Origin of the sequence: Paenibacillus sp. Dod16 (genome assembly GCF_049893405.1) — a bacterium.
Classification (GTDB): Bacteria; Bacillota; Bacilli; order Paenibacillales; family Paenibacillaceae; genus Paenibacillus_AQ.
This window is the reverse complement of record NZ_JBNDYG010000022.1, coordinates 43,796-69,536: the sequence shown is the minus strand read 5'-3', so window position 1 is coordinate 69,536 and position 25,741 is coordinate 43,796. Positions and strand designations below refer to the sequence as shown.

Here is a 25,741-nt window from a genome sequence, read left to right as displayed (position 1 = left end):
GATTGGATTCATGTTGCAAGCAACGCCTCACAACCTGAATCTTGATTTCATATGAAATCGGGCTTCTTTTGGACATTACAAAAACTCCCATCATAGGTAGAAGTAGAATTTCATTTTTTCTACTGTCTACTATGATGGGAGCATATCATAGTTCCCGTGGCTTTTTAATTGTCTTTTAAACTTCGAGAGGGAGCTCTTCTTGAACTTCCGTATTACCAGCAGTGTTTTCTTGTTCTGCTTTTTTTGCTTTATTTTTATGGTAAGCCTCGGTGCGATCCATCAGATTCCAAACATTGGTGTGTCCGTTGGACTCTTTATATGTAACCGAGAGCAAATGCTGAGGGGTAAGACTTCTATAGAATGCTTCCAGACTGTCTTTTCCTTTAGCGATAAAGGCTCTCATGGTTACGAATCGTGGTTGCTCAGCGCCTTTTTCGTGGAGCGCGAAGCGGAATGTTGCTTGCTTATTACCGTCTTTGATTTCTTTGATCACAGCTTCACGAACGAGACGCGCTGTCGTTTCCTGGGTTCCATTTGCTTCATGCTGTTTTTGGTACTTTGCCAGCCGTTTCTTTTGTCCCGCTGGTGTCAGATCCTGAAATTTCTTTGCTTTTGCCATGATAAATCTCTCCCTTTATGTATAAAGTAATTTAATTTTTGATTTTGAACCTTGTCATTCGTTTAATTGGCGGCGGTAGCCGCGTGGTTTAAGACTTTAGGTTTTACGTTTGTGAGCTAAAGACGAGAGCCGCTTTCTCCGCTAAGCGATACGCCGGGTCAACATGCCATAATTCTGTTGAGAAATAGAATTAAGACGGATGGTTAAAGGTTCTCAGGCTTTAACGTATTCGTTCCGCACTTACCGACGCAACGGGGTTCGAACCCGTGGCTGCTCCCCGCTTTAACTCACAAACACCAGGCGCTTTTTTCTCCGCCTTCAACCGTTTAATTGGCGACACAAATGAGTCGCGTGGTTTACATGTCCTTAATGAATTGGTCACATCGGCGATGTTAAGCACGACGACGATGACTCGAAACATTATATCTTTGAGCATTTGCTCGTTTTCGAATGCCCAGCAGCTCAGGAACGGTTTTTGCTTTGAGTGTATCCAGGCGCCAGCCGTTTTGAGTCCACCAACTGGACAGCTGTCCGAGTAGCATTTCTTTTGTTTGATAATCGTTCATTGTGATTTCCCCTTCATATATGGAATGTGTAATTACTTTCATATTTGTTCCTCATTCGTTTTATTGGCGATCGATGGGATCGCGTTTTTGGCAGTTAGAAAAAAGAAGGTTTTTAGGTAAGAAAAAAGCCACACCGGTTATGCGCGGTATGGCTTTCCGAGAATCTATGTTGGTTACGGAGACATCATGCTGACTAAATTAAGCAGAATTTCTTATTTAGATTGTCATTTTTCTATCTACTGCATGAAGATTCAAAACGGTAGTAATCTCATCGGCATGATCACGATGAAGATATCCAATTATGCCGCCATGGATCTCACTGACGATACCAATCATTGAATCTTCATCCAACCAAGTTTTAGCGTCGTTGGTATTTTGATCTACGAGTTCTTGTCCATAAAAGGGAAAATCGCCATCAGCAAATTCAGAGGCAATTTTTTCGTCATCATACCTTGTCAATTTCAGTGTGTTATCTTTCATTTTTATGAGTTCCTCCCATTTATCGTTGGTATGCGCTTATTCGTTTCTTATTTAATCGTCATCCATTTATTAGGCGATTGAAGAGATCGCGCTTTTGGCTGTTAGGAGGTTTTCAGGTAAGAAAAAAGCCAAACCGATTATGCTCGGTATGGCTTCATGACGTTTACTATGAACTCAAGCTATTAATTTTGATCTCCAGCTCGTCACGATAAGGCTTTTCTCGTTTAACCAAAGTGAGTTTGACTTGATCCTGGGGTAGAGCATATACCTGAACCATGTCTGCGATGTTAGTGTTGAGAATAGCTTCAGTAGAAACAAAACGGGAGGGGATGAAATAGAGATAAGGGAGATCGTTTTCAAACGCACTGATATCATAAATATCTGGGATCATGAAAACTCTACCTTGGATATGAATCGTAACATCTACTGATTCGGATGCTAAATTAGTAAAAATATGATCCAATAGATAAGCAGAGTTGCGTTCTAGTTCCTGTACAAGATCGTACATTGTTGCTTCATAATGAATACTTTCCATGTAAATCGCTCCTTTAAGGTGTGTGTTGTTTCTGCTCATCACGACTTATACAGTTTCATCGATCTTGTAGATGCTGTCAATTGAACATTGATAAAAAAAGGGAGTCATTCGAGTGATCGAATGACTCCCTTTACTTTTGGCGATTAGTTGCCTTCGGTCACGTAATAACGTTCTTCTGCCTGTACGCGGTTAATGCCAAAGCGCTTGCAAATCGCTTTGTATCCTGCGGTGAAGATGTTTACGGAGCTTTCTTCAACGTGCTCAAACCGAATTACCACGTTGTCGTTGATATTGCTGCGTACCTCTACCATTTTCTTTTTCATGAAAACCCACTCCCCGTTTATTAGAATTTTTAAGATTGTTTTGAATGATCCAAAGGTTATGTCGTTTCATCGTTCACTTGTTTTACCGGCGGCGATCAAGCCGCTTGTTTGGATTGGTCATTCTTCCAACAACCCTCATTGCACAGGGTTACCGGACTTGTAGATCGATAAAAAACAATAATATTCGATTAATATGTATGACAAACGTCTACAAAAACCCTGTACGTATAGTGTTTTGGCGTATATAATTGTACATACGGAAAGTATTTTTATTTCTGAATTAATTTTTTTAACAACGAGAGGTGAGGGTATGAATGACATTCAGAGGAAGAGCGAGTCGGAAATAAGGGACGGAGATACACCGAAAGCCAAACGAGGTGAAAAAAAACCGGTGAAGGCAACGAAATCATCGAGAAAATCGTTGCGTATGCTCGAAGAAGATGAAGCCTTTGTGAATTATTGGGCAGAAAAGTTCGATATGACCTATACGGAGTTGTTGATGAGAGGGGCACGTCACTATGTCGCTTGGAGGAATCAGGACTTTGATTTACCGACAGCGGAAATGCAGCGTCTTAATCAACTAATCGATGCGATGAATAACATGGCTTCAAGTAATGAGAGATTGTCGAATACCGTGATCAACGGTTTTGATGCGATGATGGGTATTATGCGAGGGGACAATTATCTGCTTGAACCAGAGAATGGGGATCTCGTCAATGAAAGGGGGTAAATGTGTTAGATGTCAGGTTTTGACTTTGATTTCAGTCGTGAACTGGAAAACATGCGAGGGTCTGGTCATTCATCAGTGCCAGAAAAATCGAAAGAACCATCCAGTGTATCCAAGCCGAACGTAGAACCACAGCTGAACCCGCTCCAAGGTAACAGCGGCTCTGCAGCATCAAAGCCGGCAAGTCCGTCTCCGGCGCAGGCAACCGCACCAGAGCCGATAGCTGAGCCAGCTATTCAGGCCGAACGTGCGGCGATACCACCTGCTGAGGAACCTGGAATAGAGGTGAAGCAGTCTCACGAAGAAAACCTCGGTGGGGGTGGTGGGGGATCGGCCCAGGAAACGAACGATCATCCGATCAATTGGAAAAAATTTAAAACGCTGCCTGGTGTGTTTGAACATGTTGGCGGAGATCGCCCTGTGGTGCTAAATCCAAACATTAAGAGGGTGCAAGTTTCCGGAGTGCCTGAACCTATGGTGTCGATTATCCAAAATCTACTCAAAAAGAGGCATCTGGGAGCAGTGATTGATTTTCCCTGGGGATCTTATCGGATAGAAGAGACGAACAAAGTATTTACGACAAAAACATCGCTGGTCCGTTATTTATTATTCGATTCGCTTCGTGACGAAGCCGGCACGCACGTTCAGTATGCGAGACAATGGTTTGCGCTGCAGTACCCCACTTCGCTTTACCCGGATTTTAAGCCGAAGCGAGATATGAACGCCAGCAGTGATGAACTTGATGTGTATGCACTATTGGCTGTTGCTCATTCTGCGGAACCCGAACGTTCTGCCGTGGGTGATAGCCGAGTGGGCCTAGATCGTGAAGCGATGGAGCGACTCTCCATGCTGAATGCGAATATGGATCGAGTGCTCAGCAAATTAACGGTGCAGGATCAGAGGATGCAGGAAAATGCGGAACGCAGTAACATGATTCAAACCATATTGCTGCTCGATCGGATGGGGATGCTCAATGGGGCTCTCCCGCGTGATATTGGGGAGTTTATTCGCATGCTGGAAGAAAACCGAGACGTGATCGGGAAAACGACTGATGCCGTGAATAATCACATGGAAGCGGAACAAGAACGAAAAAAAACGCTCGTGCGGGATGAACGATTGCGACAGTTTCACAAAAATAGACGAAGCTGACCTTGATATGGAAGGAATGAACCATGGATGACGTATTTGTTGCTTGCGGAAAAACCAAGTGCAGCTAAAAATTTTGCGAAAGCACTCGGAGGGATGAGTGGTACGTTCAACGGTACGCCGTATAAAGTTCAAACCCTTTATGGCCACATGCTTGAATTTGTCGAGCCTCATGAAATGGTTCGTGGGGACGATGCGAAAGAACGATTTAAACAATGGACTCCGGAGACGATGCCTTGGGATGCCTCAGAGCTCACCTGGAAGAAGCAGCCACAGGTAACGATCGATGCAGCCGGCAAAAAGACATCAAAGGCGAAAGCTATCGCCGATGTAGCGGCAGCTGCAAAAGGTGCGACTGCGATTGTTATTGCAACGGATAAAGATCCATCTGGAGAAGGTCAGTTGATCGGCTGGGAAGTGATTCAGGCGATTGGCTGGAAAGGGTCTGTGAAGCGGCTGTATTTTATCGACGAATCTGAGAAAGAGCTACAAAAAGGTTTTAAGGATATTCAGGACTTGCCTTCGTACGAACAAGATGGTGAGTACGTGAAGGCTGATGTGCGGAGCCGGTGGGACTACCTGAGCCTGCAGCTCACGCGTCTTTCCACTCATGCGGCCAGAACCCAAGGATACCGAGTTGTTGTTCGGCAGGGCCGCCTGAAATCGGTCATGACGAAGCTTGTTGCCGACCAGCTTGCCTTGGTGAAGGCGTATAAAAAGAAGCCTTACTACGAAGTGAAATATAAGGACGAAAAGGGGAATGTGTTCTCTCGATCATTCGATGAAGATCGGGATCGGTTCCGTTTCGAGACCAAAGCTGATGCTGAAGCTGATGCAAAGAAATACGGTCCGTCAAAGGTAATTCAGGATAGCGAGACTCGGAAAGAAACACCGCCTGGCAAGCTGCTTGACCTCGGGGGACTGGCATCGATTCTAGGCGCACAGGGTTTCAAACCGAAGGAAGTGTTGCAGACGTATCAGAAAATGTATGAAGCGAAGATTGTCAGTTATCCTCGTACAGAAGATAAGTTTATTTCTACGGAGCAGTTTAATGAAATGCTGCCCCTCGTCAATAAGATTGCAGCCGTTGTTGGTGCAGATGTTAAACTTCTGACACACCGGACCCCACGTAAAACACATGTCAAAGATGGTGGCGCTCACGGAGCAAACCGTCCAGGGACGAGTATACCGGCATCACTTGATGGTCTGAAATCGTATGGACCGAGTGCTGTGGCGATTTATGAAACGTTGGCCAAGAACTTCCTCGCCATGTTTGGCGAAAACTATATTTACAACTCGATCAAGGGCCACATTGAAAAGCATCCCGAGTTTACAGCAACAATTAGTGTCCCTCTTTCTCTTGGATTTAAGGCGATCTTTGATGCTGACAAAGAGACGGCAGACGATGATCAGGGTAATGATCCGCTCAGCACAGGGTTGGGACAGACTGCAGCGCGATTCGTGTTCGAAGGCGTGAATAAAAAGCCGGCGGTGCCAACGCATAAATGGCTGGAAAAGCAGCTTAGTCGCTATGATGTCGGCACGGGTGCCACTCGGGTTAGCACGCTGTCTGAAGTCACGACGGGGAAAACCGCCCTTCTTACGGATACGCGAGGCAAGCTTAATTTGACGACGATCGGGGAAATTGCGGCCGTTATGCTGGATGGTTCGATGATTGGTGATCCTGGAGTCACGGAAAAGTTGTACAAAGCGATGAAGGCAGCCGGTCAGTTCAGTATTAAGCCAGAAGCGGTGTTACAAACTGCTACGCAGCTCATTAAACATGATAAAGAAATCTTTTACCGGAACGCTTTGAAACTACATAGTCAGGTTGGTGCCCCTGAACCCATCGTGGAGAAAGAGAAAGCCGAGGGGGAGTATGCTCCAACCGGTGAGAAAGTGAGTTTCAGCAGAGAGTGGAACGGATATTTGTTTTCTGATCAAGAAGTCCAGAGGCTTTTGCGGGGCGAAGTGATTACCATTGAAGGGAAGAACCCGACCTCGGGGAATCCTTACCGTGCCGAAGGTAAACTGGCAAAAGGGAAGTATAAAGGGAACACTTTTTGGGGATTCAAGCGTCTTGAAGCAAATTCGTATACGGCCCAAACAGCTCCGTTTCCGCTTGAATGGTCAGGATATAAATTTTCAGCAAATGATCAAGCTCGGTTGCGTGCTGGCGAGAAAATTAAAATTAAAGCAATCAGTAAATCGAAAACCCCTTACGAAGTGGAGGTAACGTTTGAAGTCGAAACCTTCAAAGGTGTTGCCTCATGGAAAATCAAACCGCATTTTAAGGAACGACCTAAGACACCAACGGCTAAGAAAAAGCGGAAATCACGTTCGTAACTCTGATATACCGACCTTGCTCTTGTTGCAAAAAAAGCGACCTGTTCGATGGTTTCGAATGGGTCGTTTTTTTTGGTTATAGCATTGTAAATGACGAAATCAATCTTGAAGCAAAAAAAGGGTAATTTCAACTTGCAAATTGTTTAAATTACATCTATAAAAGTATCCAATAATATTGGTGACTCAACGTTTTTGCTATGATATAATTTGTATTATGATCAATTGAATTATGTACTTTTCATTGGTTTATCCTTGAAAATTAAATAAGAATGAGGGGGCTACTGTGGCAAAAACAAGATTTAAAATTCCGACGACGTTAGATGCTACATACTTCGATATGGAGTTCAATCTTCAATCCAAAAATGGTGTTGGTATTAAGAGGCCTGTTTCCGCAAAAATTCTGCTATCCGTATTATTTTCAGGGTTTGCATGGTTTTATCTAGTTGCTCAAACATTTGTAGGTAAGGGTGGCTTCCCGGTGGTAATGGGGTTCACTATTTCGTGGGTGGTTTTTTCGGTTCTGCTGATTAAAGCGGACAAGACGAATCGAATGGGCATTGAATTGATTTTTTCAATGCTAAATTACTTGCCTAAAAGTGGTCGCTATGTTCCGGTACGGATGAGTGATTCAGTGTATCGGTTGCAAGAGCTTCTTAACATTAAGGATGTCGATCCAGAAGATGGGATGATTCATTATTTGGACGGACAGATCGGTCACGCTTATCACGTTGTGGGTTCTGCATCTGCTTTGATGTTTGAGCAGGACAAGCAAAGAGTCCTCGATAAAGTAGACAGTTTTTACCGCAAACTGCCGGTAGGCGTTGAGGTGATCTATGACACCGTAAATGAAGGACATGTGGTGGACGAACAATTAGAAGCGGTAGCCGAGACCAAAGTGCAGCTGAAGATCAAATCAAAGGGGCTAATAGCCTTGCTCGATGAACAGCGTGACATTTTGAAGTATGCCATTAACGATCAACAAGGCTTAACGTCGCTCCATCAATATTTGATCGTTCGCGCACCGAATGAAGCTGCCTTAACAGAGTTTGAAAACTTGCTGATCGGAGATGTGGAAAACGACGGCTTAATGTTTAGACTGGCTAAGACACTCAGTTACGAAGAAATGGAACGCTATTTGGGTTCAATATTGAAAGCCGTACATCAGTAAGAAGTGGAATACCGGATGGAAGGAGAACAAGCTCATATGAGCGATGTGCCAGCAAGAGGATTAAGTAACATCTTGAGAAAAAAGAAAAGGCAGGAAGACGATCAAAAAAGTAAAAAGACGAATAAGTCTATGATTCGTGATTTCCCGTTTTTCAGGGCGATTAAACCGAAATCAAAATTTGTTTTTAGATCGGACTATTTTCAGATTGATAATTCGTATGCTTCAATACTGACCATTTTCCATCATAGCGGCGCAGATGATGCGCTTAGCTATTTTTGGGGGATACATCTTATCCCGCGTAATCTCGGGAATGACGTCAGTGTCCGGCGATTTGAACATGTCGGCCGTATGAGTGAGTCATGGATTGCGCAGCATCAAGGCCGAGCTGAAGGACTACTCAATAACCAAGCAGGAGAAACCCAAAAAAGTGGATCATTTACATCGAAGCAGAAGCTCAGCAAACGGCAACAGCAGCTCGTTGAGGTTGCGAAGGACCTAATGAATGGGTCGAGTTATCTCAGGGTGGCATTTCGTCTTATTGTTAAAGCTCCCACACTGGAGAGGCTTGACGAAGCCATCAATAAAATCAATCGCCAGTATAAAGATAGGTTTGAAACGGTTTCTGCCTCGCCTTATACAGGAGAGCAAAAGCGGGAGTTATCAAACCTGTTTGGGAAAATTGAAAAAAAGATGGGCCGCAATTTCATGTTTACTTCAAGCGAGTTCGCCGGTAGTTATAGTTTAGTTACTCGGGGAATCGAAGATCCGGAAGGCGAATATGTCGGCCAGATGGAAGGGGACGTGAACAATTCGGCAGTTATTCTGGACGTCGACAAATATGAATCACATGTGGTCATTGCCGGTAGGGGGGAAGCACAGACGCTTTCCGGTTGGGATTTCCGGGGACAAAGAGGCGTGGACGTGCTGGGAGCAAAGCTTGGCATGAGTGCCTTAGTCCGAAACCGTCGTGTTGTTCACTTGGTGTTGAACGGAGCAAAGATTCCAGGAATCGGTGTTGATCTTTCGGATATCACGTCGAGTGTCGACATGACTCGTGGAGATATTAACCCCTTTGAATTCTTCGGGACAGTTGAAGATGAACTGAGTATTTTTGCAGCACATCTTTTAAAGCTGAGTCTGATGGTTCAGATGCTTCAGAAGATGCCAGAAGGACAAGAAGCTCGCATTAAAGGCGAATTAAATGATGTTTTGAACCAGTTTTACGTAGAAAAGCGGATGTGGTCCAGAAATGCCATGAATAATCGAGAGAAACTCCGTTTGGTCGGGATTCCCCACGAGGATGTTCCCAGACTCCCTGAATTTTTGTCTTATTTGGATATGCGTTACCAAGGAGAGGTGTACGCTGCTAAGTCTGATCCGGCCGTAAGAGAAGCTTTTGGATTTCTAAAGACTGCATTTCGTGACATGCTCGATACAAATGGAGATTTATTCAATACGACAACTTCTTCAGTAATCGACCAGGCTGCTGTGTCCAGTCGGGTGGTTTATGATTTTAGCTCCTTGTTAAAGCGTGGACGCGGGGTCATGATGGCACAATTTGTAAACGCACTAGGTTATGCGGTGGGAAACCTCACTATGGGTGACGTGGTGATTTTACACGGTGTCGATCATTTGGACGAAAGTGTCAAAGAATACGTTAACGAGCAATTCAGACAACTAAATGATAACGGTGTCCGCGTTGTTTACATCTATGCTTCGATTGATCGAATGATCGAAGATCGAGCATTCAACCAGTTTGATAGCGCGGATTACACTCTTCTTGGCGGCATGTCTAAATCCACGATCAATAAATATGAAGATACGTTGAAATATGAGGTCCCGAGTGATCTAAAAATCCTGCTGGAGCACAAAGAGCGATATCGGTATTATTTGCGACGGGGGTTCGATAACATTGTGTTTGCAAACGACATTCAGATGGGATTTATACAAAATTAAGCAACACTGGAGGGGTATGGATGCCAAAACAATTCGTTCTCAAGAGCCTGACAGGAGTAGATTGGAAAAAGCATTTTGATCATGAGAACAAAATTTCATTTACTGATTTTTTCGAAACGGGTGAAATCGTAGTAGGGGATATTTTCACAGTACAAAATAAAAATGAAAGTGGTTTCCCACTTCAGGAAGCTCAATATTCTTTGACTTTTAGTAAAACCTTTACGGGTGGTGCTGTCTTTTTCACTGAGGAACCATTCTATCTGGAAGAATGTAAACTTCTATTCGGTCCTAAATTTGATTATTAATCGATGAAAACCGTCACTGCTTGAAATTACATCAAATCCAAATAATGATGATAAGACGGTAGGCTCACTGACCAAAAATCTAGTAAAAGTATATAAAGCTACATATTGAATAGAAAGGGAGTATTACAATTGTCTTCTTACAAAAACGAGAATTGTTTAAATTGCAAGCATGGAAAAAAGATGTAGCTTCAGTTACATGTCAGGTTGTTCCGGTTACATTGCCGATTGCTGGTATTCTTAAGGAAATGGACTGTGATTTTTATGTCGGTGAAGAAGTAACAAAATGAATTTTTGGGTCGTTGCCTGATTGGGATTCTTGCTTTGGTTATTATATCCTTATAAATCATATTGAATAGGGAGCATGCATTCGTGGGAACTGTTATGTTAATAGCAAATATTTTTGGATTCTTTATATTAGCTGTGGTAGTTTTACAATTTCTTTTAGCGAGAAACAGTATTACTGCCGATAAGGATCTTATCTACGTAGTAATGAAAGAGGAACAGGCTTTTGGTAGGTTAAAAGATAAAACAATTTTATATGTTGGAAGTGACAAAAAGATTGCTTTCAAGAGCGATTTTAAGGAAGAAACTGACGAAGGTGCTAATCCTTTAACTTTACAAGTATGGCATGAAGGGGAATCTATTATTACGTTCAATAAAATCGAGGGAGAGTGGCAACCTGCTTATGACCCTCTTGAAGAATTAGATGTTAGACCTACGAATGCATTTTAAATACTAAGGTTGGTGTAGCTGTATGAATGATTTGTTGGAAAAATAACTGTTACAGCTCTCGGAGAATTTAATGAACAAGGTTTTGAGAAAGGTAAGAAAGTTCGTACGGATGCTTCGGATCTAATTTATCAAACGCCTCCAAGGACGGATGGAGCTGTGTTTATTCTCATGGAGGATGGAACTGTGTTTATTAGCGGAGATGATCAATTTGTGGAGATGATAACAAAAATGAAAGATAATTACATTCAAACACAAATGTTACTTCTTTCTCGCACTGAGACATAAATGAAACAAAATAAGGTTTGATTGCTTCAGAAGAAACATAAGGTGGCAAGGAGATTGGGGGATATGCGATTGAAATTTCTAGGGCGAACGGCCGGACGTGTAGTGCTTTTGGGCGTCATGGCTCTTTTGCTTGCCCTGTCGATTATTATTCCTATAAGTAATGTGTTTGCCGCAAATGACGGAGTATCCGATTTATCGCTGTATCAACGAGGTAGTGAATTAACACGCGAATTTGGTACGGCGCTTGCTCCAGGCTCTGAAGTCAGGCACATGTATATGCTTGAGGATAACGACAGCACGAATCTTTTACCAGCCGGTAATGCGGGTGGTTTGCTCGGTTACGCTGAGATTCTATCGGACGATACAGGGATCAAAGGATGGTTGATGAGTGCATTCACAACCGCATCTGCGACGATCACCTATGATCAGTTGATGAACGTCGTGGATAACGGCGGGGATACGGTTTATCATGCAGGGTTGAATAATCCATTCTTTCAGTATGCAGGGTATGGTGACGTACTGACTGAAATGGGTCTAATCACGACGGTCCGGCCAGGAATATCTTCAATAGGTAGAATGTTAGCGTCGGGAATTATGCTCCTGGTGTATCTACTGGCAAACGCTGCACCATTTTTGTTTCGTGCAGCACTTATGCTTTTAAGTGCATTGAATCCGTTTAAGCTTTTCGAAACAGCGATCAATGGAACGGCGAGCGCAGATTTAGGAATGTTGTCAGGAGCTGCAGAATACGTCGGCTCCATTTACACAACGGTTCAAGATTTTTCGATCTACATTTTATTTCCTCTGCTTCTGGTTTTGACCGTATTGAGTATTCTAGTCTTTAATCAAAAAGGTTCGTTCATGAAAAAGTTCGGGCGTTATGGAGTTCGTGTATTTATGCTTTTCGCAGGTCTGCCGCTGATTGGTGCCACGTATACGGGCGTTATTAAAGATTTAAACAACAAAGTGGCAGTTGGTTCTGAGTATGCGGATTACCTGGTTCTGTCCTCGTACGTGGATTTCGAAAACTGGGTGAAATATTCCCGGTTGGCCCCACCAGAAGAAAGTGAAATTCACAATCCTCGTTATGAGGAAGACGAGCGAAGAACGTTGAGTAACCGGAAACTTATTCTGGAGATCAACGGAACCCGAGCAGCAAATACAAGAGCTGAAGAACTGAAAAATCGGTATTCGGGTACATCGAATATTAGCGAGATCTTTAATGAAGGTGGCGGTCGTACGGATGTGGACGCGCCTGGATCGACGGTGCCTGGTATGCCGCCAGGCACCCCGGGTTCGCCTGCACCAGGCGATGTAAACCGGGGTTCTTTTTCTAAAGTGTTCAGTGTATTGAGCCGTCATATGACGAGCACCCTCTATTCGGGGAGTGATTATGATGGTGAGGTTGCTGGCCAGATTCAAAAAATACGTGCGTCGAATCCTTCAGAAACGAACGACCAGGAAATAGCACACATGTATTCACTCTCGGCCAGCGACAGTCGGACATGGAGTTCAAAGCTTAGCTCGTGGAGTAACGATCCGGAATGGATGAGACCGATCCACTGGAACGGGGAAGACAACAAAGTGGGTAGCAGTGCGAAAGGATTGTTCACAGAAGGAGCTGCGCTTAACCCACTATTTCAGTTTGGTATCTACAGTTATAACATCTATAACGCGGGCAATTTGCAATATAGTGCGACCAAAGGATACCACGTACCAGATATGCCTCCGATCGTGACACAAAAGGTGGCCCCGATCGGTAGCGACAAGACGGGGACGATTGGTGGTCTTTCCCCGATAGCGATGTACAATTTCTTGAATACGACGTTCTCAAACACCGGATTGACGGTGTATTCGCCTGCTAAAACCGCGAGTGATTTGTCTCGTGATTCCTATGCGTCTGTTGCATTTGGTGGCTCAGGTATGTCGTCGTTTACAAGATGGATCGAAAATATAACAGTCATGCTTAGCTTAGCGATCCTCTCCATTATGTATGGTATCGCAATGATCAGTATTGCAATTAAAAGCATTCCTCGTATTCTTTCCGGAGTGTTCGGAACGGCTCTCGGTTCGATAGCTTTTATTACAAAGCTACTCATTTCTACGGCCGTGCTGATCGCTCAGATCATTGGTATGATTTTCTTCTATGCGCTGAGCGAAAATCTTATTATGACGGTGCTGCTTAATTTCAACGATCTTATTGACTCGGGAGGAAATTACTTCGGTTCTGGTGTGATCTTTGATTTTGTTGGTAGTTTCCTTACGATCGCGATTACGGCAGGCATGACCATCTTTATGATCAGAAACAAGACAGTCTTTAACGAAATGATGGAAGAAGTTGTGTCTGGTGCGATTAACCGTTTGATGGGTGCCTTGGATAAAGGAACCGGCGGCAACGGTCTTGATCTGGGAAGAATGACCGATGGTCGTATTGGCGGAAATGGAAGGCTGACGCAGGATGCCAGAAATGCGGACCGTGGTGGACTGTTAGGTGGTGCAGCTAGTCTTCTGAGTGCTGCTCATGGTATCGAGTCTAGACGGGAACAGCTCGGCGAAGAACTGGGCAAGGATGGAGGATCGATTAAAGATAAAATTAAGGCTCGGATGGATACAGCAAAAGACCTTGCGAGCGCGAAAGGGAAAGATATTGCAAAAGGAGCAATTGGTATCGAAGGACAGTCGCTTGCTCGGGAATTGGCGGCTAAGGAGGCTGGTATCAACGCGCTACCGTATAGTCAGCTCTCGCAGGATGAATTTGATGATGCTCGTGGGGGCCTCGGAGGTCAATTGCCGGATACCACAAATAGCGGGCAACGGATCGACGAAAACGGCGAAATTATGCATAACGCTGAAGGCCATGCTATCGACAGGGAAGGCAATCCCATCAGTGCCATGTCTCCAGTAGGTGCTATTGGCGCCCGAGCCATGGTAGCAGCAGACGGATCTCTTATTGATAGCCAGGGCAATACGTACAGAGACGAAGCAGGAAATGCCTTCTATCAAAATGATCGAGGTCAGCTTGTCGATCAAAAGGGTGCGTTCGTAGCACTTGGTAAAGACGGTGTTTTAATTCCTATCGCGGACGTTCCGGGCGGAAAGGGTAAACCTGTATCGGCTGCTAAAGAAGCCAAAAAACTGGATAGTATGCGGTTCAATGCTGGGGAGTTTGCAGCAATGAAGGCTGAGCAGGACGCGACTCATTTCGGTATGAATAAAGATGGGAATGTCGTAGGTAAAGACGGCGAATTACTGAAACATCGTACCGGTAACAGTATGGTCCCGGTTACACTTGATGAGAAAGGATTCGTGACGGATCGGAATGGTAACCGCGTGGACGCTGGATCGATTGTTGGAGCTGTAGACGGCCGAGGTTTTGAGGAAGTTCTTGACCAAGAATCGGGAAGAACGCATCTGCGTCACAAAGGTGATGGAGCCATCAAACCTACGGCTTCAGTGAATGGAACAGAAGCAGGTGGTGCTCAAAATCTGACGGCGCTGGCGAAGAATTCTAATCGTGCTGATGAGATTGCTCAGCGAGCGAATGCTCGCGTGGAAGAACTTAAAGCGAATGGAGCCTCGCCGTATGCTGTAATGCAGGCGCAGCGGTTTGCGGATAAGGCTGGTAAAGACGCAAAAGTGGCCCAAGGAGCCTTTAATAAGGCGATGGAAATGAGTTCGAGTATGTCGCCTGCAGCTGCCCAAGCAGCTACGTTAGCGCCTGTCTCACTCGTAACGAACGATCATGTGTCCAGTGCATCTCGACATTTGAGTGAACAGCAATCAACCCTTCAAAAAGAAGTAGGCCAATTGAGAGAACTGCAAGCGCAGGGAGCTCCGGCGAAGGAAATCTCACGCCAGCAGCGTAAAATCGATGATCAGCGTCAAGTTGTTCAGAAGGCAATGGCAGCGGAGCAAGATATGAAAATGGCTCAAGCGGTGGGTCGTTCGTATGGCGAAGTCAGTGGAGCAAGGAATCGAGTGGATAAAGCTTCAAAGTTCTTCCTTAATGCACAGGCAGCTCATGCTCAAGCTGTTGCCACGAAAGCGCCGCCAGAAGTGATTGCGAAGCATGAACAACGCCTTAATAAAGCATCGAAGTACTTGTCAGATTCACTGTTTAACCGTGATCGGGTTTCTAGGGCACCAAGTGGAACACCTGCACAGATCGACCAAGCGACAGCTAGATTTGAACAAGCTCAGGTGCGATACAAGCAATCACAGAACCGAGTAGAACAACTCCTTCAAAGTGGGGCGCCTAAGAACGAAGTTATGGCCGCTCAGCGTGAGCAAGCACAGGCGAAGCGAAAAGCATCGCAAGCGTACGCGCAGAAGTTGAAATTGACTAGTCCCGAGGGATGGAATAATCTGCAATCACTATCCGTCCAATCTACACCGAAAGTGAATGCAAATAAAAGCTTTACCGAGCTGGCTGCAGCGGGAATTAATAACTACGGCGATTATAGCCGTGAGGTAACCTCGCAAGCGGCGACGATTAAACAAGGTCAATCGAAACTGAAACAAGCCCAACAACGTTTAGCATCATTACGAAGTGAGGGTCGTTCACCGCTCCAAATCGAGCATGCAGAGTCCGAGATACGTGGACTGCAGAGTCAAATTAAACATGCTCAGGGAAAAATGGGGCATTTGATGGAACACGCGCAAGGACTATTGAAAACAGGAAACTTCCAACCGATAGTAGCGAGCCGACCGATTCGTAAGGACGGATCTTCTATCATTAATCAATTAATAAATTTGAGTCACACGCAAGGATTGCATGATGGTCTTTTGCATCGCGAAAAAGCAGGGACAATCACACAAACGGAACGTCAGCAGCTCGAAACTTTGGGTGAACGGCTTTCATCCCTTCGTCAAGGATTGGTTGGTGCAGGTATTCGTGAAGATGCGATCCGTGATCAGTCGCGAATCGTGGAGAGTACCAAACAGATGCAGCAGTCTTGGGAAGCGTTTATACAAGGTAAAAGCATTGAGTAACTAATGCGTTAAATATTTTTTGTAACTGAATAATAAAGCTTGTAACCAATAAAAGAAGTATGTAACTGAAAAATAAAGAATGTAACTGAGCAGTAAATGAGTTTTGTTCTGAGTAAGGAGGACGTGCGATTTGTTAACCTAAGTATGCATGTTGTTTACCAAATCGTATTGTCTTCCTAAAAGGGATATGATACAATGATCACGTTATTAAATCACTGAACGCTCAGTGATTTATACATAATATTAGATTCAATTCATTCACATTTTATCTATGAAAGAGGTGCAAAAATAGCTCATGGATTATACGTTGAAAGAGAATGTTTTTAAAGTGGATTATTTAACAGGTGCTTGGGACCTGGGAAGTTTTTTAGAAAATGCCCGTGAGACGCTGGGGGTTTGGGGTAGCAGTTTTATAATGATCCTCGGTGTACTTGCCTTGATTTATTCTGTTTATCAAATTGTTACAGGGCTTTGGTCTCAAGGGAAAAAGCAGACCAATTGGTTCGTTGTAATTCTCTTACTGATCGTAGGTGGTGTTATATCGGTTCCTACGGGCTTTGAATTTGTCAAAGACATTGCTGGTGGTGGACGGAAAACGATCGAAGATCTGGGCGGAGGAACAATTTTATTTCTTGATTATTGGAAATATTACTTCTTCAAGTGAGTTTCGATATTCACGACTGAAACTAAAAAGAGCGGGTTAACCGCTCTTTTTTTTGCCTATAGAGCCTAAAAAATTCATTATATTTATTCCACCTTATGGTTACGCAAATGCTAAATAACATGATATATTAATTAGGAGTGTTATTAAAAATGCTTTGTATTCAGTGTTATTAAGATATTTTAAAATTATATTTAAAGTAGAAAGGAGCGAGGTTGATTTGGGGAAGAGGAATATGAAGGGACTTAAAAATCGAGAGCCTGAAATCGTTGAAGTCGAAAGTACAGATAAAGTACCTCTCTTTGAACATCTCACTCGAATGCGTGATCGATTTAAACTCGGGCCTCATCACCGGATGGAACGATTTACGGTTACGCTGAGTGCAACCATAGTATTTCTTCTTTTGTTTTCGGGTTTGTCGTTAGCACAAGACAGGTCGAATGCGGCGCGACAGGTGTCGGTTCAAGCAAAGTATACAGAGAGCTTTATTTTTTCGTTGTCGGGCCAGAAAATGTTTGTAGAAGGTGTTTTCGGCGATTCAAATCATACGGATGTCATGGTGCTTTTGCGTTTGCAAGATCCAAAAGGAATGTCCGTAGATGCGAGCAATTATCAACTTTTTATCACAGGATTAGATAAAAGTATGAACTCGGGTCCGAAAACGACCTTCTCAATGTTCGGGTCAACTGGTTATGCAATTGTCCGTTTTCAAAGTGATGAACCGATTCCAAAAAGGATCTTAGACGTAACGATTCGAGCGAATGAACAACTGTCTGCACAAGGGGAATCGAAATCAAGCGGCGATAAGAACAACACTGATGGATCGTTCGCAAAGTATGATCAGGGTCGATTCTATGTCAATCCTGGTGCGGAGAATATTAAAATATTGGATTGGTTAAATCCAGGGGAAAAGAATCCAACAAAGCTGTATACAGCTCTGGTAGCTGAAGCCAAAGATGATCAAATACGTGAACAGATTAAGAAACAAACAAGCGAAATGAAAAATCTATTGAATCGAGCTAAAGAGTATACGAATCGTTTGGTGGCAGCCGGTTATGAAGCGCCGAAAACACCGTGGTTTGTGGAAGGCGATTATATCGACGAAAACAGGGGATTGGTGGCAGCAAAGAATTTGGCTGGTGCGCACCTTCTTGATTATTCAACGATGACCATCCGGGATGGATATATCAAACAAGTGATGGGGAGTTTCTCCGAATTTGATTCGTATATGAAAAAGAAAACAGAATCAACGAACCTCGCAACGGACGATAAAAAGGCGGATCGTAAGGAGCGAGTTGACCAAGTGGACACCTTGAATAATGATGACGGATCGACACTTGATTTACGATTGGTATCGACGGGCAGCAGCCCATCAGCTCAGGTGGCGGCGAAAGATTCGACGGAGTCCCTTGTACAAACATGGCGATCTTACCTCACGATTAAACAAAAGGTTCAGCGTGATTTGATGCGTAGCTTGTTGGTGCTCGATGCGGATGTGTTATCTCAAGAACTAGGCTTCTCAGAGCAGCAGAATGAAAACAGTGTAACGTATTACTAAGCGTATCTTTTACTAAAATGCACATGAAATGATTGCCTATAGAGCCTGTTGAGCGAAAAAGGGTTTCAACGCTCGGCAGGCTCTTATTATTACTACATAATGCAACGGGGTCAGAGAGAGGAGTAGTAGCATGGGGAACGGGGGAACTGGGAGAATGAACCCGCCAGGAGGCGGTAAGGATAGAGGATCTGTTGACAGATCTGTTTCTATCAATAGGGAAAGCAGCGCGGTTGAGACGCCGAACACCGGCAGTGATACAAGATCAAAACTTGCCAGCGGTGTTCGAAGCGGCTCATCAGCCCGGGGGAGGAATGCTTCAGATAATGCAAGATCAGGTCACTCGAAGTCGAAATCAGAAGCAGGCGCGAGAAGCGCTTCGAATAAACCGGCAGGCACTGCGAATGCTGCGAGAGAGAAGGATGGTAAATCTGATCGGTCTTCAATGTCAGCAAAAAAAGGTTCCGCTGCTGGTAATCCGGAGTCTACTCCTTCGAGTAAAGGGGGATCATCTGGTGTCAATAGCGCTAACTTAGGCTCGGAAAAAATAGAGAACACGAAAAACAGTAATGGATCTGAGGGTTCAAACGGTGATCCTAAAGCCAAAGATATGAATTCTCAGGCATCCGGTGATTCTAGCGATAAGAGCAAGAAGAGCAAGAAAGATTCACTCGAAAACCAGGCAGCGGATGGAGTAATGAATCTAATACCTGGTATCGCGCAAGCGAACTCTGCGCGAAAAAAACTAAATGAGTTGAATAAAGGAAAAAAAGAGTCAGGTAAAGCAGACAAAGGCAAAGCGGATAAAGCGGAAGAACCATCAGAGAACCCTTTGAAAAAAGGGGTCAAAATTATGGCTGGTACAGCGGCCGGCAGCAACGTTGCAGGACATGCACTCTTTGGCCTCATGTTGATGAAAATGCTAATGATGCTCAAAGGGTTCGCTATGGCCATTATGAGTAAGGTATTGGGTGTATTTGGAGCTATTTTTAATGCGATTAGTTCGTTTATTGCTGGGGTCCTTGGTGTAGCAGCTGCCATAGCGAACGTGATTACGGCGGGTGTGGTAGCTGTTTCGGTTGCAGTCGTGAGTGTATTCGGTTACGGAGTTGCCGAAGAATTAACCTTGAAAGACGATTCGTTCGGAAATTGCGTTCCCGAAAGGACCATCGTAAGATCCGGATCGCAGGATTACTTGCTGGATGGGGCATTGGAAGTGATTCGTGAAGAGAATGCTGTGAAGGTTTGGTCGGTATATGAGCGGCTCGGCGGGTCGAAGGAGCAGACAGCTGCAGTGCTTGGAAACTTGCAACACGAAAGTGGACTTGATCCAACGGGGGTCGAAACCATTTATAATGAGCCTTTTGAAATTGGTCCCCGTAAACTGTCCGCGATGAGTGCGGGATTCCTCGTTAGTAAGATTGATGCGAAATATGCTGCGAAGTATCCGGCCATTAAATATGTTGGTATCGGGCTTGGCCAGTGGACGAATGGACGAAATACGTTATTGCTCAAATATGCGCAGTCCCAAGGGGCAAATTGGTATGACTTCGATACACAGATTAAGTTCATGCTTGAAGGTGATGATACCCTTCGTAAGCGGCAGTTGATAGATTTTCTGGAGACAGCCCCGAGCAACGTAGAAAAGGAAACAGAACGGTTTATGAATACTTGGATTGGTCTTAGCTCTCCAAATAATTCGCTCTCGCAGCGTATTAAAAATTCGGTAAACCTCATGTTTGTCCTTGAACGCTCTACGACGGATACGGCCTATGCCGATAGCATCTTGAGCTCGGTTAACGTAGGAAGATCCGAAGGGAACAGTGCAGTTGCAGCGTACTACCAGGACGACGGCTGCGGAAATCCGATTAAGTCGCATTACGGGAACCAATCGATTGATGGTACGGGGGAGGTTCCTGCTGATTTGGTTTTGGTACCCTGGTCGCGAGAAACATTACCTGCATCGCTTCAAGCCTATGCAAAGAATCCGGAAGATGCGGGGCTTGTATGGGGAAATGCGACAGGATGGGCGAATGGGATCATACCGGACCAATGCGCGGCACTTGCGCACAGTTACTTTATGCGCCTGTATCCGGATTGGAATCAGGGAGGAAGGCAGACAGAGCGGCCGTATGGTGACGGAAAGGACGTTGCGGATAATTGGGCCAAGCATTACGACCAAGCCGTATCAGGGATACCAGCTGCCGGCGCCCTATTCAGTGATGCGACCACAAGTCGGTATGGTCACACTGGAATCGTGCAGCATGTATTTGCCAACGGTGACATTCTCGTTGTTGAACAGAACATTCGAGGCGTTAGTGGACGAAATGCGCCTGGCCTTAGTTACTCTTGGAGCTGGCGTGTAATTAAAAAAGATCGTTATGAGAAAGATCATTGGAAATTCTTCAAACCGATAGATGGAATACCACAATGGATTGAACCCGAGTACATTTAAATTGTTGTTAAAACGCTGAGTGTACAGTATAATTTAGATATTATTTATTAAATGCTTAATAGATTTGGCATACAATATGATATAAAATGCTAAATAAATTTAGTGAAAAAATACGGATTATATGCTGTGATTAAAAACTACCTACATCATGAGCAAGAAAATACATAAAAAATGAGAATTGGATTTCGAAAAAAATGAATACCAAATGGGAAGGGGTTTAAGTAAATGCGGGGTCGATCCGTTGGCGTTACAAAAAGATATGGAATACCGATCGGTTTGTTCTTGATTGTTTTAATCATGGTTGTCTTAATCTGGGGGCAGAACAAAAAAATAGATAGGTTGAACATTGATATGGCTAGCACGAAAGAGTTACTACAGGAAGCCGTGGCGAAAAAGGAAAACATGGATCAACCGTTTGACTCAAAGGAACATGAAAAGGTACTAAAATCAAGAACGGTTTCGGCAAAGAAAATTGGAGCGGAAATCATTGCAGTTGAAAATGAGCTCGCCTCATTTTATAAATCGAATGAGTCGTTGCCCGAGGATCAAGCAGCATATGATGAGTTGATCAAAAACCTTGAGAGTGCGAAAGCTGAAAATACCCGTTTAACGAATGCAACCGAAGGCGACCATATTCAAACGTGGAAGTTGAATCCCGAATGGACACTCAAGCTCGAATCCATTGTAACGTACCAGGATACCGACAACGTTCCCGTGTTGTTCAGTATGACGACAAAGAGCGGAAAATCGGCGGGGTTAATATACGCCGTTTATGATGTGGTCAATTATAAACTGACTAATATTAGCCGGCACTATACGACGGATGGTTTGGATGATGAAGTCGATGTTGGGGGGGCGTGACCGATGGGAAAAGTTCTTAAAGTAAATTATTTTATAACGGTGACATTTATACTGTTGATCGTATCAGTGTACATGTTCTCAAAGAACCAGAATGAGATCAAAAAACTTAATGTTGAATATACAGCGCTAACTACTCAGCTGAATCAAACAGAGCGCGATATTGCGACAAAACAGGCTGAGCTATCGGCCAAAAAAACGGAGTCCGTTAAAAAAGTAACCGGTCTTGATCCAGCTCTTATTCAAACGGATTCTTCTGAAGCCGAAAAATACTTTGTAGCTGCCTTCAGCTGGAGTAACGGGGCCGAATATGAAGGCGTGCGTAATCAGTATATTGAATCGCTTGGCGAAGATAATTCATTCACGAAAACGTATCTTCCACCGGATACCAAGATTGAAACGAATGAGGGTATGCTGTCCTATATTGATTTCAAGAAGTTACGAACAACGATGGACAGTATTTATGTTGTTCCTATCACCGCAGAAGGTAATCGTGTCCGTTATGTAGCTTTTGTGCAATATATCATGCACAAAGATCAGAGTGATTTAGTGAACACGAATGCGCTGGAACGAAGTGAAGCTATTATTGAATTTACTGCTGCTGGTGACCTTGCTGATGGAAAGCGGCGGATTACAGAGGTTAGCGCGAGAACTGGATATAGTGCGGGGCTGTTAAACAAATAAAACAGGGACGAGCAAAGGAGACTGCAACTTCGATGAAAAATAATAAAGTCCAATCTCAGACCGAACGAAAGTTTAATGTGGTTTCAACTCAAAAAGCACTAGAGGACGACATTTTGACTTCAGGGGAGCCGAGAATGAGTAAAGCAGCGATGTTTGTGAGTCGATCTGTAGGTGTGTTCACACTCGGCATAAGCGTTTCACTTTTTGTGCAACTTGTCCCGTTTATATTTCTCTTTTTAGCGGGTTACATAGGTGTTCCGGCTGATAAATCATTAAATAACTTGAATTCGATGGTTTGGATTCTTACAAGCGTCACCGTGATGATTGTGACCGTCTACGGATTTATCACCTGGATGAAGTTTGTTTGGCACCGCTTGATCAACCAGCCGAAGTCGTTTTCTTTATTTATCAAACGTCGAAAGAAAGATGCCGAGTAATCGGCTCTTTTTTTGTCTCCGCTCCGTGGCTGCGTAAAGCGAAGGGCAGGAACGTACAACCTCTTAGCGGCTTTGCTGCTTAGGGGTTGTAGTTATCGCGCTGAGAAGTAGCCAGCGGCGCGTAGTGGCCCCTTAGTCGGCGTTCTGGGTCGACTTAAGAGCCATTAGCGTGAGCCCTTAAAAACATAGAATTGTTTTTCGGTTAAATTTTGGTTTTTATTATCTTTTGTTTAGAGAAACATGTGCAATTTGAAGGGACTAGACGGTACATATCAATATTTCGATGCCCTGACTCCGGCAACCGAAATATCCGGTGACTTACCTGCAGTTACAGGCCGGTTGAGCAGCTCGGGCGGATTCACATGAGCTACCAGGAGGGTGCCAGCCGTTGGAAGACCGATCTAACCGATGTCTGCAGAGCGGAATTATGCGGTATAAGTGATTGTTGACCTCAGTTGCTGAACTGGCTTATGACTCTTGTCTCTAAGAAATAATAAGACCAACTTTTACACGATGGTGTAGAAATTGGCCTTATTCGAGTTTAATACATTTTCAATGAATATTCTACCGAGTACAATGCACTCCAGGCCATTCTCCAATTGCTGACTATTATTAAAAGAAGTCGATTATTGCCTCTCATTATCGCTCCTCAAATATATCAACTTAATTTGACAATTATATTCCTCAAGCTACAGAAAAAACCAATTATTTTCCGTATTTACCCCATATCTTTATTTTATATGGTATAATTACCATTAATCGGGTAATTTTATCTCATCTAGTTTATAGGAATTTGAAGATATAAAGTCATAAGTAGCAAGATAGGTTTGGTCGACCATCACTATGTTCCAAACATTTTTCTCTTTAATATAAATTTTCACAGGTTCAGCTTCTGGATCGTGAGGATTAACTCCTACAATAAAATAGTCTTTATTATCTTCATTGTGTTTTTCTATCACTTTAATGTATGAGATGACCATTTTATCCGGTTTATAAATATCCATAATTACAAATGATGCTATGATCATCACTCCGATAATGAGCAGGAAAAGAATTTTCTTCTTTCTTGGCACTTCATCACGACTCCTTTTTCTGTTTATTATAAAATAATTTTAGCAAAGGAGATAGTGAAAATGAAATCAATGTCAAAAGTTACAAAATTATTCACGCTGGCTCTGGTATTTTGTCTGACTTTCTCTATGTCATCCTACACTGCAGCAGCAGATGGGGACACACCTTCTCCGAAAACTTACACAGAAGATGAATTGGACCAGATTCTCACAGATTCCGGAATGACAGATCGGGATCTCCAAGAGTTAGATTTCTATGAAAAGGAATTCATTGTTCAATCCTCTGGAGAAGACTTAGAGTTTCTAGGTACAAGTTCAACATATTATATTCAAGATTCTCAAACAGGCGAGCTTAAACCTGTTGGAGATGGGATACAACCACTGGCAATCCCAAGCTTAAAGGTTGAGGCTACGAGTTATGGGGTTGTTGTCGGCGGGGTTCAAATGAGAGATATCTATGCAAGCTTTGAATGGCTGCAAGTTCCTTCTATGAGTCCTACAGGTATTTATAAAGATTCCATTGGTATTTCTCTTCCTGGTGGTTGGGAAATTCAATCAAGTAGGTACTCAGGAGCTGTTCAAGTCAAACTCATTTCTGGTTGGCAACCTACAACTTCAAGTGGTGTAGGGACAAATGGTCAACCATCTGAGCACCACATGTATGGAGCGGTTTGGAATATCGGATCAAGTCATGGTACTCCTAACCCATACAAAGGAACTGTTAAACTAACGGCCAGAAAAACGACTAGCAGTGCATCAAATAGAACTATTGCTACTTATATTCAAGCTCACAACGATCCATTAGGTAATTACCAGGCATCATTTACTTTCGGCCCTCTGAGCATCACGCCGACTCCTTCAAAAGGTAAAGCCGATAAAGCGACCGATGACTTTTCATGGTAAAATGATAAGAAAACAGACCGCCTCCAAATTTGAGGTGGTCTGTTTTTAGTTGTCCCGTCATTTCGGCTTGCAGAGATCTCTATAAAAGCTGCAACGTCAAGATGCCGCCGAGCAAGAGAGAGTCAGCTGAGAACCAAGGAAAGACATGGAGTGGTTTACTGCAACTGCAAAATACATGAAAATCACGGTCTTAAACCCATTTAGGTATGGCATGAATGAAGACATACTTGACTATTATCTTATGTTGATTGTTTAACAAATGTGCTGAAATGTTCCGCTAAAACGCTTGTCGCTCAGCATTATTAGCGTATAATTGAAATATAAATGGTGTTTAAAATGAAATATAAAGGAGCGAATAACTCATGGCGAAATTTAAAAAAGGTCAGAGTTTTAAGAATCAGCGCGTACACGTCGCAGCTGTTTATGATCAAACCGGGAAAGGCATGACTGGCAAGAATGTATCGTTTAGTATTTCAAACGACACTCGCGAAGGGGATGGCATATTTACAGACCCGATGCTTGTCTATGATACATATACCCGAGATGGGAAGCAGCAAAATTCGTTCACGGCAAATTATTCGGCAAAACAATGGGAAGCCATTGAAGCTGCGGCGAATAAAGATGGTGATGCTCTGGTAATTGAAGCGGATCTCTTTGCGAACAAGAATGGCCCTGGCCTCCTGGTGAACACGAACACATTAAAAACACCTGAGATTCCTTTTAACAAAGAAAAGCATAAGGCCAATACGTTAGCCGCACGCGAGGCAAAGAAAGCAGCTATGGCCGAACAGAGAGCAGAACAGGAAACGCAAACAGAGGGAGAAAAAGAACTTTCGGTGTAAGTGGAAGATTAGGATTATTAAAAAGACACGGGTGATTATCGACCGTTGTCTTTTTTTGATTAGAGAAAAATCGATTCGAAAAGATACTTGAAAACA

Annotated in this window: 23 protein-coding genes; 17 read left to right on the top strand and 6 right to left on the bottom strand. The window is 43.7% G+C overall.

Annotation, left to right across the window (positions count from 1 at the left end; genetic code table 11):
• Positions 1-175 precede the first annotated feature (175 nt).
• From ACPV3A_RS17125 to ACPV3A_RS17105, 5 genes are all read right to left on the bottom strand, one after another.
• A complete protein-coding gene (locus ACPV3A_RS17125; RefSeq protein WP_426200418.1) occupies positions 176-619 on the bottom strand; it encodes a hypothetical protein in 444 nt (147 codons plus the stop codon).
• Between the two features lie 392 nt (positions 620-1,011).
• Positions 1,012-1,227 carry a hypothetical protein gene (locus ACPV3A_RS17120; protein WP_426200417.1) on the bottom strand — a complete coding sequence of 72 codons (216 nt, stop codon included), beginning with the start codon at positions 1,225-1,227 and terminating at the stop codon, positions 1,012-1,014.
• A 174-nt stretch (positions 1,228-1,401) separates the two neighbouring features.
• Positions 1,402-1,665, bottom strand: a complete 264-nt coding sequence (locus tag ACPV3A_RS17115) for a hypothetical protein (protein WP_426200416.1) — start codon at positions 1,663-1,665, stop codon at positions 1,402-1,404.
• A gap of 166 nt (positions 1,666-1,831) precedes the next feature.
• Positions 1,832-2,200: a hypothetical protein gene (locus tag ACPV3A_RS17110; RefSeq protein WP_426200415.1), complete on the bottom strand. Its 369-nt coding sequence runs from the start codon at positions 2,198-2,200 to the stop codon at positions 1,832-1,834.
• A 143-nt stretch (positions 2,201-2,343) separates the two neighbouring features.
• Positions 2,344-2,523, bottom strand: coding sequence for a hypothetical protein (locus ACPV3A_RS17105; RefSeq protein WP_426200414.1), 180 nt, complete (start codon positions 2,521-2,523; stop codon positions 2,344-2,346).
• A gap of 310 nt (positions 2,524-2,833) precedes the next feature.
• Between ACPV3A_RS17105 and ACPV3A_RS17100 the strand changes: the two genes are divergently transcribed.
• From ACPV3A_RS17100 to ACPV3A_RS17030, 15 genes are all read left to right on the top strand, one after another.
• Complete coding sequence (locus tag ACPV3A_RS17100; RefSeq protein ID WP_426200413.1) at positions 2,834-3,253, top strand: hypothetical protein; 420 nt, start codon at positions 2,834-2,836, stop codon at positions 3,251-3,253.
• A gap of 9 nt (positions 3,254-3,262) precedes the next feature.
• On the top strand, positions 3,263-4,399 hold the full coding sequence (locus ACPV3A_RS17095) for a hypothetical protein (RefSeq protein WP_426200412.1): 1,137 nt from the start codon (positions 3,263-3,265) through the stop codon (positions 4,397-4,399).
• A gap of 27 nt (positions 4,400-4,426) precedes the next feature.
• On the top strand, positions 4,427-6,742 hold the full coding sequence (locus tag ACPV3A_RS17090) for a DNA topoisomerase (protein WP_426200411.1): 2,316 nt from the start codon (positions 4,427-4,429) through the stop codon (positions 6,740-6,742).
• 283 nt (positions 6,743-7,025) lie between these two features.
• Entirely contained in the window at positions 7,026-7,910 is an 885-nt protein-coding gene (locus tag ACPV3A_RS17085; RefSeq protein ID WP_426200410.1) for a hypothetical protein, read from the top strand.
• 36 nt (positions 7,911-7,946) lie between these two features.
• The gene (locus tag ACPV3A_RS17080) at positions 7,947-9,866 is read left to right on the top strand and encodes a hypothetical protein (RefSeq protein ID WP_426200409.1); all 1,920 of its coding nucleotides are present in this window, start codon (positions 7,947-7,949) and stop codon (positions 9,864-9,866) included.
• Positions 9,867-9,886: 20 nt separating this feature from the next.
• A complete protein-coding gene (locus ACPV3A_RS17075) occupies positions 9,887-10,171 on the top strand; it encodes a hypothetical protein (RefSeq protein ID WP_426200408.1) in 285 nt (94 codons plus the stop codon).
• Positions 10,172-10,332: 161 nt separating this feature from the next.
• Positions 10,333-10,458, top strand: coding sequence for a hypothetical protein (locus ACPV3A_RS17070; protein WP_426200407.1), 126 nt, complete (start codon positions 10,333-10,335; stop codon positions 10,456-10,458).
• Positions 10,459-10,540: 82 nt separating this feature from the next.
• On the top strand, positions 10,541-10,903 hold the full coding sequence (locus ACPV3A_RS17065) for a hypothetical protein (RefSeq protein ID WP_426200406.1): 363 nt from the start codon (positions 10,541-10,543) through the stop codon (positions 10,901-10,903).
• 348 nt (positions 10,904-11,251) lie between these two features.
• Positions 11,252-16,180, top strand: a complete 4,929-nt coding sequence (locus ACPV3A_RS17060) for a hypothetical protein (RefSeq protein ID WP_426200405.1) — start codon at positions 11,252-11,254, stop codon at positions 16,178-16,180.
• Between the two features lie 295 nt (positions 16,181-16,475).
• Complete coding sequence (locus ACPV3A_RS17055; protein WP_426200404.1) at positions 16,476-16,844, top strand: hypothetical protein; 369 nt, start codon at positions 16,476-16,478, stop codon at positions 16,842-16,844.
• A 232-nt stretch (positions 16,845-17,076) separates the two neighbouring features.
• Positions 17,077-18,399 carry a hypothetical protein gene (locus ACPV3A_RS17050; RefSeq protein WP_426200403.1) on the top strand — a complete coding sequence of 441 codons (1,323 nt, stop codon included), beginning with the start codon at positions 17,077-17,079 and terminating at the stop codon, positions 18,397-18,399.
• A 154-nt stretch (positions 18,400-18,553) separates the two neighbouring features.
• Entirely contained in the window at positions 18,554-20,851 is a 2,298-nt protein-coding gene (locus ACPV3A_RS17045; protein WP_426200402.1) for a phage tail tip lysozyme, read from the top strand.
• Positions 20,852-21,076: 225 nt separating this feature from the next.
• Positions 21,077-21,712 carry a hypothetical protein gene (locus ACPV3A_RS17040; RefSeq protein WP_426200401.1) on the top strand — a complete coding sequence of 212 codons (636 nt, stop codon included), beginning with the start codon at positions 21,077-21,079 and terminating at the stop codon, positions 21,710-21,712.
• A 3-nt stretch (positions 21,713-21,715) separates the two neighbouring features.
• Positions 21,716-22,393 (top strand): hypothetical protein, encoded by a 678-nt coding sequence (locus ACPV3A_RS17035; RefSeq protein ID WP_426200400.1) that lies wholly within the window; start codon positions 21,716-21,718, stop codon positions 22,391-22,393.
• A 32-nt stretch (positions 22,394-22,425) separates the two neighbouring features.
• Positions 22,426-22,830, top strand: coding sequence for a hypothetical protein (locus ACPV3A_RS17030; protein WP_426200399.1), 405 nt, complete (start codon positions 22,426-22,428; stop codon positions 22,828-22,830).
• Positions 22,831-23,585: 755 nt separating this feature from the next.
• Here the strand turns inward: ACPV3A_RS17030 and ACPV3A_RS17025 are convergent.
• Positions 23,586-23,903 carry a hypothetical protein gene (locus ACPV3A_RS17025; RefSeq protein WP_426200398.1) on the bottom strand — a complete coding sequence of 106 codons (318 nt, stop codon included), beginning with the start codon at positions 23,901-23,903 and terminating at the stop codon, positions 23,586-23,588.
• Between the two features lie 60 nt (positions 23,904-23,963).
• Between ACPV3A_RS17025 and ACPV3A_RS17020 the strand changes: the two genes are divergently transcribed.
• A complete protein-coding gene (locus ACPV3A_RS17020; protein WP_426200397.1) occupies positions 23,964-24,803 on the top strand; it encodes a hypothetical protein in 840 nt (279 codons plus the stop codon).
• Positions 24,804-25,165: 362 nt separating this feature from the next.
• Positions 25,166-25,645 carry a hypothetical protein gene (locus tag ACPV3A_RS17015; RefSeq protein ID WP_426200396.1) on the top strand — a complete coding sequence of 160 codons (480 nt, stop codon included), beginning with the start codon at positions 25,166-25,168 and terminating at the stop codon, positions 25,643-25,645.
• Positions 25,646-25,741 lie beyond the last annotated feature (96 nt).

What these genes read in the sequence shown, in the direction of transcription:
- ACPV3A_RS17125 (WP_426200418.1), bottom strand. Translation starts at nt 619, where the DNA reads ATGGCAAAAGCAAAGAAATTTCAGGATCTGACACCAGCGGGACAAAAG.
- ACPV3A_RS17120 (WP_426200417.1), bottom strand. Translation starts at nt 1,227, where the DNA reads ATGAAAGTAATTACACATTCCATATATGAAGGGGAAATCACAATGAAC.
- ACPV3A_RS17115 (WP_426200416.1), bottom strand. Translation starts at nt 1,665, where the DNA reads ATGAAAGATAACACACTGAAATTGACAAGGTATGATGACGAAAAAATT.
- ACPV3A_RS17110 (WP_426200415.1), bottom strand. Translation starts at nt 2,200, where the DNA reads ATGGAAAGTATTCATTATGAAGCAACAATGTACGATCTTGTACAGGAA.
- ACPV3A_RS17105 (WP_426200414.1), bottom strand. Translation starts at nt 2,523, where the DNA reads ATGAAAAAGAAAATGGTAGAGGTACGCAGCAATATCAACGACAACGTG.
- ACPV3A_RS17100 (WP_426200413.1), top strand. Translation starts at nt 2,834, where the DNA reads ATGAATGACATTCAGAGGAAGAGCGAGTCGGAAATAAGGGACGGAGAT.
- ACPV3A_RS17095 (WP_426200412.1), top strand. Translation starts at nt 3,263, where the DNA reads ATGTCAGGTTTTGACTTTGATTTCAGTCGTGAACTGGAAAACATGCGA.
- ACPV3A_RS17090 (WP_426200411.1), top strand. Translation starts at nt 4,427, where the DNA reads ATGACGTATTTGTTGCTTGCGGAAAAACCAAGTGCAGCTAAAAATTTT.
- ACPV3A_RS17080 (WP_426200409.1), top strand. Translation starts at nt 7,947, where the DNA reads ATGAGCGATGTGCCAGCAAGAGGATTAAGTAACATCTTGAGAAAAAAG.
- ACPV3A_RS17075 (WP_426200408.1), top strand. Translation starts at nt 9,887, where the DNA reads ATGCCAAAACAATTCGTTCTCAAGAGCCTGACAGGAGTAGATTGGAAA.
- ACPV3A_RS17060 (WP_426200405.1), top strand. Translation starts at nt 11,252, where the DNA reads ATGCGATTGAAATTTCTAGGGCGAACGGCCGGACGTGTAGTGCTTTTG.
- ACPV3A_RS17055 (WP_426200404.1), top strand. Translation starts at nt 16,476, where the DNA reads ATGGATTATACGTTGAAAGAGAATGTTTTTAAAGTGGATTATTTAACA.
- ACPV3A_RS17050 (WP_426200403.1), top strand. Translation starts at nt 17,077, where the DNA reads ATGAAGGGACTTAAAAATCGAGAGCCTGAAATCGTTGAAGTCGAAAGT.
- ACPV3A_RS17045 (WP_426200402.1), top strand. Translation starts at nt 18,554, where the DNA reads ATGAACCCGCCAGGAGGCGGTAAGGATAGAGGATCTGTTGACAGATCT.
- ACPV3A_RS17040 (WP_426200401.1), top strand. Translation starts at nt 21,077, where the DNA reads ATGCGGGGTCGATCCGTTGGCGTTACAAAAAGATATGGAATACCGATC.
- ACPV3A_RS17035 (WP_426200400.1), top strand. Translation starts at nt 21,716, where the DNA reads ATGGGAAAAGTTCTTAAAGTAAATTATTTTATAACGGTGACATTTATA.
- ACPV3A_RS17030 (WP_426200399.1), top strand. Translation starts at nt 22,426, where the DNA reads ATGAAAAATAATAAAGTCCAATCTCAGACCGAACGAAAGTTTAATGTG.
- ACPV3A_RS17020 (WP_426200397.1), top strand. Translation starts at nt 23,964, where the DNA reads ATGAAATCAATGTCAAAAGTTACAAAATTATTCACGCTGGCTCTGGTA.
- ACPV3A_RS17015 (WP_426200396.1), top strand. Translation starts at nt 25,166, where the DNA reads ATGGCGAAATTTAAAAAAGGTCAGAGTTTTAAGAATCAGCGCGTACAC.